The sequence below is a fragment of the Streptomyces sp. PA03-3a genome (assembly GCF_033792735.1).
Taxonomy (GTDB): domain Bacteria; phylum Actinomycetota; class Actinomycetes; order Streptomycetales; family Streptomycetaceae; genus Actinacidiphila.
Genome location: NZ_JARAVM010000023.1, coordinates 41,168 through 57,492 on the forward strand (window position 1 = coordinate 41,168; position 16,325 = coordinate 57,492).

Annotated in this window: 21 protein-coding genes; 1 reads left to right on the forward strand and 20 read right to left on the reverse strand. The window is 71.3% G+C overall.

Annotated elements, in window-relative coordinates; genetic code table 11:
- Positions 1-80: 80 nt before the first annotated feature.
- From frr to rpsB, 4 genes are all read right to left on the reverse strand, one after another.
- Positions 81-638, reverse strand: coding sequence for a ribosome recycling factor (gene frr / locus PV342_RS25890; RefSeq protein ID WP_026251481.1), 558 nt, complete (start codon positions 636-638; stop codon positions 81-83).
- A gap of 134 nt (positions 639-772) precedes the next feature.
- Positions 773-1,534 (reverse strand): UMP kinase, encoded by a 762-nt coding sequence (gene pyrH, locus PV342_RS25895; RefSeq protein WP_361005075.1) that lies wholly within the window; start codon positions 1,532-1,534, stop codon positions 773-775.
- A gap of 161 nt (positions 1,535-1,695) precedes the next feature.
- Positions 1,696-2,532, reverse strand: a complete 837-nt coding sequence (gene tsf, locus PV342_RS25900; protein ID WP_018561725.1) for a translation elongation factor Ts — start codon at positions 2,530-2,532, stop codon at positions 1,696-1,698.
- 115 nt (positions 2,533-2,647) lie between these two features.
- Positions 2,648-3,550, reverse strand: a complete 903-nt coding sequence (gene rpsB / locus PV342_RS25905) for a 30S ribosomal protein S2 (RefSeq protein WP_361005071.1) — start codon at positions 3,548-3,550, stop codon at positions 2,648-2,650.
- A gap of 285 nt (positions 3,551-3,835) precedes the next feature.
- Here rpsB and PV342_RS25910 point away from each other — a divergent pair, with 285 nt between their 5' ends.
- A complete protein-coding gene (locus PV342_RS25910) occupies positions 3,836-4,477 on the forward strand; it encodes a murein hydrolase activator EnvC family protein (RefSeq protein WP_400802427.1) in 642 nt (213 codons plus the stop codon).
- Here the strand turns inward: PV342_RS25910 and PV342_RS25915 are convergent.
- From PV342_RS25915 to rpsP, 16 genes are all read right to left on the reverse strand, one after another.
- Entirely contained in the window at positions 4,446-5,003 is a 558-nt protein-coding gene (locus tag PV342_RS25915) for a TetR/AcrR family transcriptional regulator (protein ID WP_392613263.1), read from the reverse strand. The two genes, PV342_RS25910 and PV342_RS25915, sit on opposite strands and share 32 nt — an antisense overlap.
- A gap of 80 nt (positions 5,004-5,083) precedes the next feature.
- Positions 5,084-5,920, reverse strand: coding sequence for an RNA polymerase sigma factor WhiG (gene whiG / locus PV342_RS25920; RefSeq protein WP_018561721.1), 837 nt, complete (start codon positions 5,918-5,920; stop codon positions 5,084-5,086).
- Positions 5,921-6,086: 166 nt separating this feature from the next.
- The gene (gene dprA, locus PV342_RS25925; RefSeq protein WP_500318788.1) at positions 6,087-7,313 is read right to left on the reverse strand and encodes a DNA-processing protein DprA; all 1,227 of its coding nucleotides are present in this window, start codon (positions 7,311-7,313) and stop codon (positions 6,087-6,089) included.
- Positions 7,310-8,920, reverse strand: a complete 1,611-nt coding sequence (locus PV342_RS25930) for a YifB family Mg chelatase-like AAA ATPase (RefSeq protein ID WP_500318789.1) — start codon at positions 8,918-8,920, stop codon at positions 7,310-7,312. Before PV342_RS25930 ends, dprA begins: the two co-directional genes overlap by 4 nt.
- The gene (locus PV342_RS25935) at positions 8,920-9,291 is read right to left on the reverse strand and encodes a YraN family protein (RefSeq protein ID WP_018562948.1); all 372 of its coding nucleotides are present in this window, start codon (positions 9,289-9,291) and stop codon (positions 8,920-8,922) included. The genes PV342_RS25930 and PV342_RS25935 overlap by 1 nt, the downstream gene beginning before the upstream one ends.
- Before the next feature lie 92 nt (positions 9,292-9,383).
- On the reverse strand, positions 9,384-9,710 hold the full coding sequence (locus PV342_RS25940; RefSeq protein WP_018562949.1) for a DUF2469 domain-containing protein: 327 nt from the start codon (positions 9,708-9,710) through the stop codon (positions 9,384-9,386).
- 39 nt (positions 9,711-9,749) lie between these two features.
- The gene (locus PV342_RS25945) at positions 9,750-10,229 is read right to left on the reverse strand and encodes an NUDIX hydrolase (RefSeq protein WP_500318790.1); all 480 of its coding nucleotides are present in this window, start codon (positions 10,227-10,229) and stop codon (positions 9,750-9,752) included.
- Between the two features lie 2 nt (positions 10,230-10,231).
- Positions 10,232-10,993 (reverse strand): signal peptidase I, encoded by a 762-nt coding sequence (gene lepB, locus PV342_RS25950; protein ID WP_400802399.1) that lies wholly within the window; start codon positions 10,991-10,993, stop codon positions 10,232-10,234.
- A gap of 43 nt (positions 10,994-11,036) precedes the next feature.
- Positions 11,037-11,951 carry a signal peptidase I gene (gene lepB, locus PV342_RS25955; protein WP_400802510.1) on the reverse strand — a complete coding sequence of 305 codons (915 nt, stop codon included), beginning with the start codon at positions 11,949-11,951 and terminating at the stop codon, positions 11,037-11,039.
- Positions 11,848-12,936: a signal peptidase I gene (gene lepB, locus PV342_RS25960; RefSeq protein ID WP_400802397.1), complete on the reverse strand. Its 1,089-nt coding sequence runs from the start codon at positions 12,934-12,936 to the stop codon at positions 11,848-11,850. The genes lepB (PV342_RS25955) and lepB (PV342_RS25960) overlap by 104 nt, the downstream gene beginning before the upstream one ends.
- Positions 12,929-13,567 carry a signal peptidase I gene (lepB, locus tag PV342_RS25965; RefSeq protein WP_400802395.1) on the reverse strand — a complete coding sequence of 213 codons (639 nt, stop codon included), beginning with the start codon at positions 13,565-13,567 and terminating at the stop codon, positions 12,929-12,931. The genes lepB (PV342_RS25960) and lepB (PV342_RS25965) overlap by 8 nt, the downstream gene beginning before the upstream one ends.
- Before the next feature lie 41 nt (positions 13,568-13,608).
- Positions 13,609-13,959, reverse strand: coding sequence for a 50S ribosomal protein L19 (gene rplS / locus PV342_RS25970; protein ID WP_018562955.1), 351 nt, complete (start codon positions 13,957-13,959; stop codon positions 13,609-13,611).
- Between the two features lie 131 nt (positions 13,960-14,090).
- Positions 14,091-14,900, reverse strand: coding sequence for a tRNA (guanosine(37)-N1)-methyltransferase TrmD (trmD, locus tag PV342_RS25975; RefSeq protein ID WP_018562956.1), 810 nt, complete (start codon positions 14,898-14,900; stop codon positions 14,091-14,093).
- 4 nt (positions 14,901-14,904) lie between these two features.
- A complete protein-coding gene (rimM, locus tag PV342_RS25980) occupies positions 14,905-15,429 on the reverse strand; it encodes a ribosome maturation factor RimM (RefSeq protein WP_018562957.1) in 525 nt (174 codons plus the stop codon).
- Between the two features lie 91 nt (positions 15,430-15,520).
- Positions 15,521-15,760: an RNA-binding protein gene (locus PV342_RS25985; RefSeq protein ID WP_018562958.1), complete on the reverse strand. Its 240-nt coding sequence runs from the start codon at positions 15,758-15,760 to the stop codon at positions 15,521-15,523.
- Between the two features lie 2 nt (positions 15,761-15,762).
- On the reverse strand, positions 15,763-16,194 hold the full coding sequence (gene rpsP / locus PV342_RS25990; protein WP_018562959.1) for a 30S ribosomal protein S16: 432 nt from the start codon (positions 16,192-16,194) through the stop codon (positions 15,763-15,765).
- Positions 16,195-16,325 lie beyond the last annotated feature (131 nt).

Genomic DNA, 16,325 nt, shown 5'->3' on the forward strand with positions numbered 1-16,325 from the left:
GGTCGGATGGATGGTCGGGTGGATGGGTGGCTCAGCCGCGGGCGTGCCGGGCCGAGGAGCGGATCCGGCGGTGCGCCGGATCAGACCTCCAGCAGCTCGGCTTCCTTGTGCTTGAGCAGCTCGTCGACCTGCGCCACGTACTTGTGGGTCGTGTCGTCGAGTTCCTTCTCCGCGCGGCGCACCTCGTCCTCGCCCGTCTCGCCGTCCTTGACGAGCTTGTCGAGGGTCTCCTTGGCCTTGCGGCGCACGCTGCGGATCGAGATCCGCGCGTCCTCCGCCTTGCCGCGGGCGACCTTGATGTACTCCTTGCGCCGCTCCTCGGTGAGCTGCGGGAAGACCACCCGGATGATACGGCCGTCGTTGGTCGGGTTGACACCCAGGTCCGAGTCCCGGATCGCCTGTTCGATGTTGCGCAGCGCCGAGTTGTCGAACGGGGTGATGACGGCCATCCGCGCCTCGGGCACCGCGAAGGAGGCGAGCTGGTTGATCGGGGTCGCGGCGCCGTAGTAGTCCGCCACGATCTTGTTGAACATCGCCGGGTGGGCACGACCGGTGCGGATCGCGGCGAAGTCCTCCTTGGCGACCACGACGGCCTTCTCCATCTTCTCCTCGGCTTCGAGGAGGGTCTCTTCAATCACCATGTGCTCCTGGTATTCAGAAGGCAGAGCCTCGGCCCTTGCGCGCGTCTTTCCTGCACGGTGTCCGACCGGCAGCGTCTTGTCCATCCCCGTTCCGGGCGGATCGCCGGCCGGGTGGCGGCCGGCGGCGTCCGTCAGCGGGCGCCCGTGTCGTTGACGAGCGTGCCGATCTTCTCACCCTTCACGGCCCGCGCGATGTTGCCCTCCGCGAGCAGCTCGAAGACGAGGATCGGGAGCTTGTTGTCCTGGCACAGCGTGATCGCCGTCAGGTCCGCGACGCGCAGGTCGCGGGCGATGACGTCGGAGTACTCCAGGGCGTCGAACATCACCGCGTCGGGGTTCGAGCGGGGGTCGGAGTCGTAGACGCCGTCGACCCCGTTCTTGCCCATCAGCAGCGCCTCGGCGTGGATCTCCAGGGCGCGCTGCGCGGCGGTGGTGTCGGTGGAGAAGTACGGCATGCCCATACCGGCGCCGAAGATCACCACACGGCCCTTCTCCAGGTGGCGCACGGCGCGCAGCGGGATGTAGGGCTCGGCGACCTGGCCCATGGTGATCGCCGTCTGCACCCGCGACTGGATGCCCTCCTTCTCCAGGAAGTCCTGGAGGGCGAGGCAGTTCATGACCGTGCCGAGCATGCCCATGTAGTCGGACCGGGCCCGGTCCATGCCCCGCTGCTGGAGCTGGGCGCCGCGGAAGAAGTTGCCGCCGCCGATGACGACGGCGATCTCGTAACCGTCGCGGACGACAGCGGCGATCTCGCGGGCCATCGTGTGCACGACGTCGGGGTCGACTCCGAGCCCCCCTCCGCCGGCGAAGGCCTCGCCGGAGAGCTTGAGCAGGTACCGGCCCTTGTGCGTGCCGGCGGCGGTGGGTGCCTTGTCGGCGTCCTGTTCCATGGAGATCTCCTCGTGCACGTACGAAGAAGGCCATTGCCGAGGGTCCGTGATGGTTCCCTGCGGGCAATGGCCTCCTCGTCACAACTGCGGCCTGCCGGTGAGCGGCCGGCTGCGTACGACCCTAGCGGGGCCGTCGGTCAAACGCTTGCGCGACTGGTCGCTCAGACGCCGACGCGGAAGCGGGCGAAGCGCTTCAGCGAGACGCCGGCCTCGTCGAGCACCTTCTGGACGGACTTCTTGTTGTCCTTGGCGAAGGCCTGCTCGAGGACGACGTTCTCCTTGAAGAAGCCGTTGACGCGACCCTCGACGATCTTCGTCAGGGCGGCCTCGGGCTTGCCCTCCTCGCGGGCGGTGGCCTCGGCGACGCGACGCTCGTTCTCGACGGTCTCGGCCGGCACCTCCTCGCGGGACAGGAAGGTGGGGGCGAAGGCGGCGATGTGCTGCGCGACGTCCTTGGCGACCTGGGCGTTCTCCTTGTCCAGCTCGACCAGGACACCGACCTGCGGGGGCAGGTCCGGGCTGGTGCGGTGCAGGTAGGAGGCGACGTAGCCGTCGGTGAACTGCGCGAAGCGGTCCAGGACGATCTTCTCGCCGAGGGTGGCGTTGGCCTCGTCGACGTAGGCCTGGACGGTCTGGCCGTCCTTGATCTCGGAGGCGAGCAGCGCCTCCAGGTCGGCCGGCTTGCTGGCGGCGACGTGGGCGGCGATCGCGTCGGCGGCGGCGATGAACTTGTCGCCCTTCGCGACGAAGTCGGTCTCGCACTTGAGCTCGACGAGGACACCCTCGCTGTTGTCACCGGCGATCAGGGACACGACGGCGCCGTTGGACGCGGAGCGGCCCTCGCGCTTGGTGACGCCCTTCTGGCCCTTGACGCGGAGGATCTCGACGGCCTTGTCCAGGTCGCCCTCGGCCTCCTCGAGCGCCTTCTTGCAGTCCATCATGCCCGCGGCGGTGAGCTCGCGGAGCTTCTTGACGTCGGCGGCGGTGAAGTTCGCCATGGTCTGTCAGTCTCTCTTCGGAAGTCGGTGAATCCGGTGAGCGGTGGTTCTACGGACGAACGGCGGGGGCCGGAGCCCCCGCCGTCCTCACACGCATCGGAAGGCGGGCTGAGGCTCAGGCCTGCTCGGCGTCGGCGGCGGGCGCCTCGGCCTCGGCCGGAGCCTCGGCCTCGGCAGCGGCCTCCGCCGGAGCGGTCTCAGCGGCGGCCTCGGCCGGAGCGGCCTCGGCAGCGGTCTCCTCGGCCTTCGCCTTGTCGCCCTCGAGCAGCTCGCGCTCCCAGGCGGCCAGCGGCTCGCCCTCGGCCTTGTCACCGGCGGAGGCGGCACCGGAGCGGGAGATGAGGCCCTCTGCGACGGCGTCGGCGATCACACGGGTCAGCAGGGTGACGGAGCGGATCGCGTCGTCGTTGCCCGGGATCTTGTAGTCGACCTCGTCGGGGTCGCAGTTGGTGTCGAGGATCGCGACGACCGGGATGCGCAGCTTGCGCGCCTCACCGACGGCGATGTGCTCCTTCTTGGTGTCCACGATCCAGACGGCGCTCGGCACCTTCTGCATCTCGCGGATGCCGCCCAGGGTCTTCTCCAGCTTCTCCTTCTCACGGGAGAGGACCAGGAGCTCCTTCTTGGTGAGGCCGGAGGCGGCCACGTCCTCGAAGTCGATCTCCTCGAGCTCCTTCAGGCGCTGCAGGCGCTTGTAGACGGTCGAGAAGTTGGTGAGCATGCCGCCCAGCCAGCGCTGGTTCACGTAGGGCATGCCGACGCGGGTCGCCTGCTCGGCGATGGCCTCCTGGGCCTGCTTCTTCGTACCGACGAAGAGGATGGTGCCGCCGTGCGCGACGGTCTCCTTGACGAACTCGTAGGCGCGGTCGATGTACGACAGCGACTGGAGCAGGTCGATGATGTAGATGCCGTTGCGCTCGGTGAAGATGAAGCGCTTCATCTTCGGGTTCCAGCGGCGGGTCTGGTGCCCGAAGTGGACGCCGCTTTCCAGCAGCTCCCGCATCGTGACGACGGCCATGGCCGTACTCCTAGGGGTACTCGGTTTTCGCGGTCGCCGGACGGCGGCCGCGCCTGACGCCCCGAACGCGCCGTGCCACAAGGGACCGAGGAGCGCGTCCACCGCTCGCTGTAGGGCGGTGGCGGGGCGTGCGAAGTCGACCCGGTGACCCGGATCGCCATGGAAAGTGTACGGGACCGCCGGAGCGGCGGGCGACATCGCGCCTGGGGGCGGGGGCCGTCCGGGGTTGTCCACAGGCCGGCTCCATGATCGTCCGGAAGTGGCGGGAGGCATCACCGTTGGAGCATGAGGACATATGTGGCGGTGGTGTTGACGGTACTGACGTGGCTCGGGGGGCTCGCGCGCCCGGTGGAAGCCTCCGTCCGGATGCCGGTCGTCCCGGTCGTCCCGGTCGTCACGGCCGGTGGGGGCCCGGACCGGGCGTGGCCCGTGGCGCCGGGCGACGGGGAGCGGCGGCCGGTCGTGGAGCGGGGGTTCGATCCGCCGGCGGTTCCGTGGGCGAGGGGGCACCGAGGGGTGGACCTGCGCGCGGGACCCGGCGCACCGGTGCGCGCGGCGGCGCCGGGGAGGGTGTCGTACGCCGGGCGCGTGGCGGGGCGCGGAGTGGTCGCGATCGAACTCGACGGCGGCCTGCGCATCACCTACCAGCCGGTTCGGGCGTCCGTCGCGGTGGGCGACGAGGTCGGCGCGGGGCAGGTGGTCGGGGCGCTCGACGCAGGCCCGTGGCACTGCCCGGACGGCTGCCTGCACTGGGGGCTGCTGCGCGGGGATGTCTACCTCGACCCGCTGTCGCTGCTGCCGCTCGCCCTGCTGCGCGGGGGGCCTTCGCGGCTGCTGCCGGTCTTCGGGGTGCCCCTGCCGGAGGGGGCGGACGGGGTGGTGGCCTCCCCCCGGGTCAGCCGAGCACCCCGCGCAGGGCCATGGTGACGGCCGCGTCGGCGATGGTGTCCGGCTCCTCGGCGGCGCCGAGCTCGATCCGGCGGACGGCGGAGTCGACGACGCCCTGGAGCAGCATCGCGGTCAGCCTCGGCTCGTGGTGGCCGAGCGCGGCGAGCGCCTCGACGACCATGGCGATCAGTCCGCCGTGGGCGGCGCGGATCTTCTCGCGGGCGCTCGTGTCGAGTTCACCCGCGGAGATCGCGACCACGGCCCGGTGCCTGCGGTCACCGACGAGCGCGAGCTGGCTGCGGACGTAGGCCTCGATCTTGGCCTCGGCGGACGGGGCGGCCTCCATGGCCGCCTCGACCTCGGCCGCCCAGACGGGGAAGTCGACGGCGCACAGCTCCTCGACGACGGCGGCCCGGGAGCGGAAGTACTCGTAGACGGAGGACCGGGCCAGCCCGGTACGCTCCGCCAGCGCGGGGAAGGTCAGGGCCTCCGTCCCGCCCTCGGAGAGCAGACTGCGGGCGGCGTCCAGCAGGGCGTCGCGCTGCATCGACCGGTGCTCGGCCACCGAGGCCGCTCGAATCTTGGGCACCTCACCACTGTACGGAAGTGGCGTGCCGGCCGGGCGCACCCGTCGGCAAAGCGGCGTCAACGGCCGACGTCGGCCAGTTTCGCGCGCAGTTGCAGAACGGATTTGGTGTGGATCTGGCTGACCCTGCTCTCGGTGACGCCGAGCACCTGGCCGATCTCGGCGAGGGTGAGCCCCTCGTAGTAGTAGAGGGTGACCACGGTCTTCTCGCGCTCGGGCAGCGTGTTGACGGCCCTGGCGAGCAGCCGGCGCAGCTCGCGGTCCTCGGCGACCTCGACGGGGTTGTCGGCGCCGGTGTCCTCCAGGGTGTCGACCAGGGTGAGCCGGTCGCCACCGTCGGTGCCCGCGTGGAGCAGCTCCTCCAGGGCGACGACGTTGGCGAGGGAGAGCTGACTGAAGACTCCGTGCAGCTCCTCCAGGGCGATGCCCATCTCGGCGGCGACCTCCGACTCGCTCGGGGTACGCCGCAGGGAGGCCTCGAGGGTGGCGTAGGCGCGCTCGACGGCACGGGCCTTCTGGCGCACCGAGCGCGGGATCCAGTCCAGGGCGCGCAGCTCGTCGATCATCGCCCCGCGGATCCGGGTGATCGCGTACGTCTCGAACTTGATCGCGCGTTCCGGGTCGAACTTCTCGATGGCGTCGATGAGCCCGAAGACCCCGGAGGAGACGAAGTCCGCCTGTTCCACGTTTGCGGGCAGGCCGACGCTCACGCGTCCCGCCACGTACTTCACCAGGGGCGAGTAGTGCAGGATCAGCTGCTCGCGCAGACGCGCGTCCCCCGTGGCCTTGTAGGTCCGCCACAGCGCGTCGAGCGAGGTGGGGGCGGGCGGGCGGGGGTTTCCGGTGACGGCGGTCGCCGCCGTGCTGCCTTCGTGCCCGGGAGTGTGCCGGTGCATGCGTCGATCTGAGCCGTTCTGCGTTGACCTGAGGGACGGGCGGGACTCGAACCTCCTTGAGCGTAGCGTGACAGGGCCGTCGCTCAGGGCGACGTTCGGGCGTCCCCATAACCTCGCCATCCAGGGGGTCCCAGGTCAAGAACCGTCCTGTCACCTGATGGTGTGTTCACCGGGAGAGCGTGTCGGCTTGGCCGCCTCCCCCCGACGTGGGAGCCGTCGCACCGCCGTGCGCCAACTTCCAGCGCGGTCCGTCGCGTTCGACGAAGCCGAGGGCGTGCAGCTCATGAAGCCTGGTGACGGTGTCGTCGGGGGTGCCGCCCGCGGCGACCGCGAGCTCCTCGTGGCGGACCCCGCCTCGGGCGGGCAGGGCCTCCAGAACCCGGGCGGTCGCCGGCGGCAGCAGGTCCCGTGGCAGGACGGGACCGCGGCGCTCGGGCGCGAGGTCCTCGCCGATGCGTCCGACGAGCTCGATGACGTCTGCCGCGCCGGTGACCAGGACCCCGTCGGCGCGCAGCAGCTCGTGGACCCCGCGGGACAGCGACGAGGTGCAGGGGCCGGGCACACCCATGACGAAACGCCCCAGCTTGCGGGCCCGGCGGGCGGTGATCAGGGAGCCGCTGCGGTACTGGGCCTCGATCACGACGGTGCCCCGGGTCAGTGCCGCGATCACGCGGTTGCGGAGCACGAAGCGGCTGCGGGTGGGGTGCGATCCGGGCGGCAATTCACCGATGAGCAGGCCCTGTTCGGCGATGCGTCCGATCAACTCGGCATGACCCGGCGGATATGCCACGTCGACCCCGGAGGCGACGACCCCCACGGTCGCGCCCGTCACGGACAGCGCGCCGCGGTGTGCGGCGCCGTCGATGCCGTAGGCGGCCCCGGAGACGGTGACCCAGCCGGCCTCCGCCAGGTCGGCGCCCAGGGACGCCGCCATGTGGGAGCCGTAGTCGGTGCACGCCCGGGCGCCCACGACGGCGACCGACCGCAGCGCCCACATCCTCAGCGAGGCGCCGCCGCGCACCCAGAGCCCGTAGGGGCGCTCGGTGCCCAGGTCGTCGAGCTGCCGCGGCCAGTCCGGGTCCCCGGGGCACACGAAGCGGGTGCCCGTGGCCCGGGCCGCCGCCAGGTCCCGTTCCGGCTGCGCCCTGCGGGCCCGCAGGGCGTACCCGGCCGTCCGCTGCTGCCCCGCGCCGGGCAGCTCTTCTCCGGCGGTGAGCGCCCGTACGGTCTCGACGGGGCCGAACTCGCGCAGCCAGGTGCCGACCAGCCCGTCGCCGGGGTCGGCGATCCGCGTCACGGCGGCCCGGGCCAGTCGCTCCCCGGGCGTCGGGGGCGGCTCCTCCCCCGGGTCGGGCCCGGCGTCGTCGTCCATGCCGGGCGGCGTCTGCGTCATCGCTGATCTCCCGTCGCCACCGCCATGCCGCGACGCACACCCGTGCGCAGCTCCAGGGCGCGCTCCATGTCGACGCCGGCCGGCCGGTCGCGGCCGGCGAGGTCGGCGACCGTCCAGGCCACCCGCAGGACCCTGTCGAGCCCGCGCGCGGTGAGCAGTCCGCGCTCCATGTCCCGTTCGGCGGAGCGCAGGGCCCCGGGCGCCACCGCCCAGCGGGTGCGCAGTTCGTGGCCGGGGACCTGGCTGTTGAGCCGCCACGGCGTGTCCGTGTACCGGGCGGCGGCGCGCTCGCGGGCCTCCCGCACCCGCGAGGCGACCACCGCGGTGGTCTCGGCGCAGCCGACGCCGCCGATCAGCTCGGAGCGGCTGACTGCCTCCACGTCCACCCGCAGGTCGACCCGGTCCAGGAGCGGCCCGGACAGCCGCCCCTGGTAGCGGCGGATCATGCTCGGCGTGCAGTCGCACATACCGCCGGGTGAGCCGTACCGCCCGCAGGGACAGGGGTTGGCGGCGAGGACGAGCAGGAACCGTGCGGGAAGGCGGACGACTCCGGCGGCCCTGGCGATCACCACGTGCCCGGACTCCAGGGGCTGACGCAGTGCGTCGAGGGCCTGACCGCTGAATTCGGGTGCTTCGTCCAGAAAAAGTACTCCTTTGTGGGAGAGTGAGACGGCGCCCGGCCGCGGCATCGCGTTCCCGCCGCCGACGAGGGACTGCATGGTCGCCGAATGGTGCGGCGCGCAGTACGGCGGCTGCTCCACCATGTGCCGGCCCGGCGGCAGGATCCCGGCGACCGAGTGCACGGCGGTGACCTCCACCGCCTCCTGGCGGGTGAGCGGCGGCAGCAGCCCGGGAAGCCGCTCGGCGAGCATCGTCTTGCCCGCGCCAGGCGGCCCCTTGAGGTAGATGTGGTGGCCGCCCGCGGCCGCGACCTCCAGGGCGGTCCTGGCGGCGCCCTGCCCCGCGACCTCGGCCAGGTCCGGGGTGCCGGTGTCGGCGAGCCCCGTGCCGTGGCCGACACCCGGCAGGGTGAGGCCGGCCAGCATCGGTTCGGGCCGCCCGTCGGCGGGCTCCTCGTCCTCCTCCGGGGCGAGCTCGTCGTTGAGCAGCGCGATCAGCTGCCGCAGGCTGCGGACCCCGAGCACGGAGACCCCCGGAACGAGCGAGGCCTCGGCGACCGTCCGCTCGGGCACCACGACGTGGCGGTACCCGGCGTCCGCGGCCGCCAGGACCGCGGGCAGCACACCGCGGACCGGGCGGACCCGGCCGTCGAGCCCGAGCTCGCCGATCATCATCAGGTCGGCGATGTCGCGCGGGTCGACGCGGTCGTTCGCGGCGAGCACGGCGCACGCCACGGCCAGGTCGAAGCCGCTGCCGCCCTTGGGGACGGAGGCCGGGCTGAGGCCGACCGTGAGCTTCTTCTGCGGCCAGGTCTCACCGCTGTTCACGATGGCGGCACGGACCCGGTCACGGCTCTCGCTGAGGCTCTTGTCGGGCAGCCCCACCAGCGTGAACGCCGCCACCCCCGCCTCCAGGTCCGCCTGGACCTCGACGACGACGCCCTCCACGCCCAGCAGCGCCACAGAACACGTACGGGCGAAGCCCATCACTCCACCCCTCGCACGTGCTCGACGCGGGCGGCGCCCCGGGGCGGCAGCACCACGCCCACCACGTCGATCCGCACGCCGCCCGGCGGCGGCCCGCCGTGGTCGGCGAGCCAGCATTCGGCCAGCTGACGCAGCCGCTCGGCCTTGCGCGGGGTGACCGCGGCCATGGGGTGCTCACCGCATTTCTCGGCGCGCGACTTCACCTCGCACACGACGAGCGCGTCCCCGTCCGCCGCCACGATGTCGATCTCGCCGTGGCGTTCGCGGTGCCGGCACCGCCAGTTCCGCTCCAGCACGATCATCCCGGCGTCGGTCAGCGACCGTGCCGCCAGTTCCTCGCCGTAGCGTCCGAAAGCCCCTCGGGCGTTCATCCGTACCACCTCCGTCACTCACTGTGAGGGAGGTGGCGCCCGAGAGATGATCTTGATGGGGGCCTGTGGACAACCCGTCGGCCCCGGCCGCCTCAGCCGTTGAAGCCGGAGTCGTCCGAGGGCAGGTCGAGGTCGGCCTTGTTCAGCTCCTCGATGTTCACGTCCTTGAACGTCAGCACGCGCACCTGCTTCACGAAGCGCGCCGGCCGGTACATGTCCCACACCCACGCGTCAGCCATGGAGACCTCGAAGAACACCTCGCCCTGGACCGAGTGCACCTGCATCTCGTAGTCGTTGGTGAGGTAGAAACGACGCTCCGTCTCGATCACGTACTTGAACAGGCCGACGACATCCCGGTACTCCCTGTAGAGCTTCAGCTCCATCTCGGTCTCGTACTTCTCGAGGTCCTCGGCGCTCATGGCATGTTCCCCTTCAGCCGTACGTCCCCCCATTGTGCGTCAGTCACGCTCCGTCCCCAGGTGAATCGGGGACAATGGGGGACCTTCGTCGAGCAGCATGCGCAGCAGCTCGGCGAGCCTGGTCGGGTACACCGTCTCATGCGAGGCGAGCAGTTCCTCGCACGTCCACCATCGCAGGCCGTCCACGCTGCGCTGCTCCAGCTCCGTGAGGCCGCCCGTGTGCACCCGGACGTCGTCGGTGCGGGCCAGGTAGTACCACTCGTCCTGCTCCCATCGCCGGCCGTCGAAATCGAAGGCGCACGAGCGCTCCCACAGCACGGGCCCCAGCTGGGCCGTGGTGATCCCGGTCTCCTCCGCCAGCTCCCGGCGTGCGGCGACCTCCAGGCCCTCGCCCTCCTCGACGCCTCCGCCCGGGGTGAACCACCATGTGACGGACGGGTCGTCCGGCTCGTACCCGTGCAGCAGCAGGATCCGGTCGGAGGGGTCGAGCAGGATGACCCGGGCCGCGCGCCGTCGCATGGCTATCGCGCCGCCCTGCGCCGGGCCCGGGCCGCGACCGGGCCGTAGGCCGCACCCGCGAAGATCAGGACCACGCCGGCCGCGATGGCCACGCCCATCGTGCGCAGCGGACCGGGGGCGGAGGGACCCTCGCCCGGCAGGGCGGCGAAGGCTCCGGTCCGGTCGACCATGCCCGCGCGGCCGAACGGCCACGCCACACCGTCGACCCGTGCGGACACCGTGCCGCGCGGCACGGAGCCGTTGTCGGCGTCGCCGAGGCGGAGGCGGGAGTCCTCGGACGTCGCCCGGTTGTCGCCCATCATGAACAGGTTGCCCTGCGGCACGGTGGCCGAGAAGGGCATGGGCGAGGCCGGGCCCTCGGTGTCCAGGCGGTACGGCTCGTCGACCGGCTTGCCGTCGACGGTGAGCCGCCCCTGCTTGTCGCAGCAGGCCACCTTGTCACCGCCGACCGCCACCACCCGCTTCACCATGGGGACGTCGCCCCAGAGCGGGTCGGTGAAGACCACGATGTCCCCGCGCCGCACGTCGGAGCCGTCGATCCGCTGGGCGAGGATCTTGTCGCCCGCGTCCACGGTCGGGGTCATGGATCCGGTGGGGACGGTGTACGGCCGGTAGACCAGCGCCGCCCAGACGAAACCGCCCAGGAAGAGGACGCAGCCGAGGGCGACGGCCAGACCGGAGGCTATCCGCCCGATCCGTCCGCCGCCCTGCCCGCTCGCTCGCCTCGTCGCCGTCCGCGTGCCCGTGCGTGTGCTCGTGCTCATGCGTCCGCACCCTACCCGGGGGTACGGACCGGGGGCAGCCCCGTCACCCGGCCCGGTTGATCAGATGGCGCCGCCGCCACATCACCAGCGGGACCGCGCCGGCCAGTCCGCCCGCGGCCGGCAGAGCCGTGGCGGGCAGACCCGCGGCCGCGGCGTTGATGCCCGGCTGGTCGAAGGTGCTGGGCACGGGCAGGGTGGACCAGTTGCCGATCGGCCAGGCCACGACGACCGCCCGGCCGACGACCTCGTCCACGGAGACCGTGCCGTTGCCCGGCAGGTTCTGGTGGTAGCGGGAGTCCAGGGAGTCCTGCCGATGGTCGCCCATGACCCAGATGCGGCCCTGCGGGACCTTGATCGGACCGAAGGGGCGGTCACCGCAGGGGGTGTTCCCGGGGTAGATGTACGGCTCCTCCAGCGCCTTGCCGTTCACCTTCACCGGGCCGGTGCCCTTGCACTCCACCGTGTCGCCACCGACCGCGATGACCCGCTTGATCAGGTCCTTCTCCTCCGCGGACGGCATGAGGCCGACGAAGCTCAGGCCCTTTTGGATCGCGCCCGTCACCGGGTTGGTGTCCACCGGGACGGTCTCGCCGAGCCAGCCGCCCGGGTCGTGGAAGACCACGACCTCGCCGCGCTCGGGCTCGGAGCCGAACCAGGGCGTGAGCTTGTCGACCAGTACCCGGTCGCCGATCCTGAGGGTGTTCTCCATCGACGCCGAGGGAATGGAGAACGCCTGCAGCAGGAAGGTCTTGATCAACCAGGCCAGCGCGAGAGCGATGACGATCAGCAGGGGCAGTTCCTTCCAGAACGAACGCTGCTGCTTCTTGCCCCCGCCGCCGTCACGGTCGTTCGTGTCAATCGGCGCCTCGCCGCCGCCTGACGAACCGCCCGACGAACCGCTCGACGTGGGGCCCCGATCCTCCGGCTCTTCGCGTCCGGACCTTGCGCCGACCACCAGGTCCCCCACATCCACTCCCTACTCCGCTTGCCACGCGCTGCCGCCCGCGCCATATGCGGCGCAAGCTCACCACCCCCATAACGAGCGGGAGTTCCGCAGGAGTCGGGAGCGGGGTCATTCCTTGCCGATTGTTGGATGTTGCCACCCCGGGGCCCGCCCTCGCGGCAGACGCGCCCGAACCCCCGGGCGCGGCGACGCCGGAGTACGTCGCCGGTTCCTTCAGTCCGGCCCAGTGCCCCATCGGCCAGGCCACGGCGAAGGCCCTGCCCACCACGAGGCTCTCGGGCACGGTGCCGTCGCCGGCGTCCTTGAGGTGGAAGCGGGAGTCCGCGGAGTTGGAGCGGTGGTCGCCCATCACGAAGAGCCGGTTCGGCGGGACCGTGACCGTGAACTTGATCTCCGACGGCGGATTCCCCGGATGGATGTAGGGCTCGTTCAGCGGGGTCCCGTTGACGGTGATCCTGCCCTGGGCGTCACAGCACTTCACCGTGTCGCCGCCGACCGCGACCACCCGCTTGATCAGGTCCTGCTCGTCAGCGGACGGCAGCAGCCCGATGAAGGTGAAGAACTCCTTGACCTGCTTGACGACCACGGGGTCCTCGCCGGCCTGGGCCTGCTCGCCGTCCAGCCAGTTGCCGGGGTCCTTGAACACCACCACGTCGCCGCGCTGGGGACGGGAGCCGAACCACGGCGTGAGCTTGTCGACGACCACGCGGTCGCCGATCCTGATCGTCTGCTCCATCGAACCCGACGGAATGACGAAAGCCTGCAGCAGGAAGGTCTTGAGGACCAGCGCGATCAGCAGCGCGACCCCGATGAGCAGGGGTATCTCCTTGGCCGCGGAACGGCGCCGCCTGCGCTTGACCTTCCGCGCCAGCTTGCGTCGATCGGCCCGGCCGCCGCCCCTGCGCGGGCCGGCCGGCTCCTCGCCCAGGTACGCGGCGCGGCTCGGCTGGCCGGCGTGCTCCCGGCCGCGGCTACCCATGGGCGCCGTCCAGCGACCGGCGGCGGCCCAGCGGCCATATGGTCGCCTCCGCCCGGCCGATCACCTTGTCGACGGGAACCGTGCCCCCTCCGGGGTCACCGAGATGATCACGGGAATCACGACTGTCGGCACGGTGGTCGCCCATCACCCACAGCCTCCCCTTCGGAACCTCGATGTCGAACGCTACCCGGGACGGTGTGTCCCCGGGGTAAAGATAGGTCTCGTCCAGCGGGCGCCCGTTGACGGTGATCCTGCCCCGGTTGTCGCAGCAGGTCACCCGGTCCCCACCGACACCGACCACGCGCTTGACGAAGTCGGTCCCGCCGGAGCCCTGCACGAAGGATCCCCCGCCGTCGAAGACGACGACCTCGCCCCTGGCGGGCATCCCGCCGAAACGGTACGCCAGTTTGTTGACGAGCACGCGGTCCCCGGCCCGCAGGGTGTTCTCCATCGAACCGCTGGGAATCTCGAAGGGCTGCGCGACGAACACGTTGACCAGCGCGACCACGGCGGCGGCCGCCACGACGAGGAGCGCATACCGCTGTGTACGTACGCCGAAGCGCGACCGCTCATCCCGCCGTTCGGCGGCATCGGCGCGGTCGCGCTCCGGAAGGTGTACCTCTGTGTCCATCGAGCGCAGAGCCTATAGGGCTCCGCTTGCGCCCGGCGGGCTCAGCGCTCGCGCTTCTCCTTGATCTTCGCGGCCTTGCCGCGCAGCTCACGGAGGTAGTACAGCTTGGCCCGACGCACGTCACCACGGGTCACGAGCTCGATCTTCTCGAAGATCGGGCTGTGCACCGGGAAGGTGCGCTCGACGCCGACGCTGAAGGAGACCTTGCGCACCGTGAAGGTCTCACGGACGCCGGAACCCTGGCGACGGATGACAACGCCCTTGAACTGCTGGATACGGGAGCGGTTGCCCTCGATCACGCGGACGTGGACGTTGACGGTGTCACCCGGGCGGAAGGCCGGGACGTCGCTGCGCAGCGACGCGGCGTCGACGGTGTCGAGCAGGTGAGACATGTTCGTCTGCTTTCTTCGCCCATGCCACAGGTCATCGGCGGATTGTGGTGGTGATACGAATGCCGGCCCGTCGGACGGTCGTCATGTCCCCCTGTGGCAGGGGCGCACGCCGGACGCACTACGGCAGCCGCCTATTCTTCCACGGACTCCGCGGCTCGCCCAAATCGCCCGTCCTCGCCGAGTACCCAGCCGAGTGCGGCGAGCATCGAGCGGTCCTTCTTGTCGAGGGCCGCCGGGTCGCAGCGCTCGATCAGGTCGGGACGGTTCTGCGCGGTACGGCGGAAGGCCTCGTCGCGGCGCCAGCGGGCGACCTTGCCGTGGTGGCCGCTGAGCAGCACCTCCGGGACGCCGCGGTCGCGCCAGACCGGGGGCTTGGTGAAGACCGGGCCCTCCAGCAGGTCGGCCATCGCGCCGGGGGCGAAGGAGTCGTCGCGGTGGGACTCGGCGTTGCCCAGCACGCCGGGCAGCAGGCGGGCGACCGCCTCGACCATCACCAGGACCGGGGCCTCGCCGCCGGCCAGCACGTAGTCGCCGATGGAGACCTCGCGGACGTCGAGCCGGTCGCCGTACTCCTCGATGACCCGCCGGTCGATGCCCTCGTAGCGCGCCGGGGTGAAGACCAGCCAGGGCTTCCCGGACAGCTCGACCGCGAGCTCCTGGGTGAAGGGGCGGCCGCTCGGGGTGGGCACCACCAGCACGGGCGAGCCCTCGCCCGACTCCAGGACCGCGTCCAGGGCCTCGCCCCACGGCTCGGGCTTCATGACCATGCCGGGCCCGCCGCCGTACGGGGTGTCGTCGACGGTGTTGTGCCGGTCGTGGGTCCACTCGCGCAGGTCGTGGACGCGTACGTCCAGCAGGCCTCGCTCCCGGGCCTTGCCGACCAGGGAGACGTTCAGCGGCTCCAGGTACTCGGGGAAGATCGTGACGACGTCGATGCGCATGGTCCTACTGCTCCGCCTCGGCCTCGTCCAGCAGACCGGGCGGGGGGTCGATGACTGCCCGCTGCTCCTCCAGGTCGATCTCGGGGACGATCTCGGCGACGAAGGGCACCATGACCTCGCTGCCGTCCGGCCGTTCGACGACCAGCAGGTCGTGGAACGGCAGGTGGGAGATCTCCTTGATCCGGCCGACCTCGGTCCCGTCGACGGTGACCACGTCGAGGTCGACCAGCTGGTGGTCGTAGAACTCCTCGGGGTCCTCCGGCGTCTCGTCCGGGTCGACGTCGGCGATGAGCAGGACGTTGCGCAGCGCCTCGGCGCCGGTGCGGTCCTTGACGCCCGCGAAGCGCAGCATCAGCCGGCCGCTGTGCACCCGGCCGGTCTCGACGGTGAGCGGGCCGGCCGAGGCCGGGTCCGTGACGAGCACGGCGCCCGGGGCGAGCCGCAGTTCGGGCTCGTCGGTGCGCACCTCCACCGAGACCTCGCCCTTGATGCCATGGGCGCGGCCGATGCGTCCCACTACCAGCTGCACTTGTTCGCGCTCCTGTGCTCACGTGTCGGATAAGGCCACGGGCCGGGGGCGGCCCAAGTGCCACCCCCGGCCCGTGCCGGTGCTGCGTACCTCAGCGGACGTTGTCCACGTCGACGAGGTCGACGCGCACACCCCGTCCGCCGATCGCGCCCACGACGGTGCGCAGGGCGCGGGCGGTGCGGCCGTTGCGGCCGATCACCTTGCCGAGGTCGTCGGGGTGCACCCGGACCTCGAGGACCTTCCCGCGACGCAGGGTGCGCGCGGCGACCTGCACCTCGTCGGGATTGTCGACGATGCCCTTGACCAGGTGCTCGAGGGCCTCCTCGAGCACGATCAGGCCTCGGTCGACTCGGCCGCCTCGGCGGCCTCGTCCTTCTTGTCGGACTTCTTGGCCTTCTGGGTGATGGCCTCACCCTTGGGCTCGTCACCGGCGTCCTTGGCAGCGGCCTCGAAGAGGGCGCGCTTGTCGGCCTTGGGCTCGGCGACCAGGAGCGGGGCCGGGGCAGGCTCGCCCTTGAACTTCTGCCAGTCGCCGGTCTTCTTCAGGATGGCGAGCACGGGCTCGGTCGGCTGCGCGCCGACACCCAGCCAGTACGCGACGCGATCGGCGTTGACCTCGATGCGCGACGGGTTCTGGACCGGGTGGTACAGACCGATCTCCTCGATGGCCCGGCCGTCACGGCGGGTACGGGAGTCGGCGACGACGATGCGGTAGTGAGGCGAACGGATCTTGCCCAGACGCTTCAGCTTGATCTTGACTGCCACGGGAGTGGGTTCTCCTGGTGTTGACGTGGTTGGGCAGAACAGACCACCACGTGGGGTTGTGGAGCCGGTTTGCCCGACGGACGCGTCAGCCGAAGGAGAGAGGGGTCCTGCACGGCTGCCGAGTGCTCAGC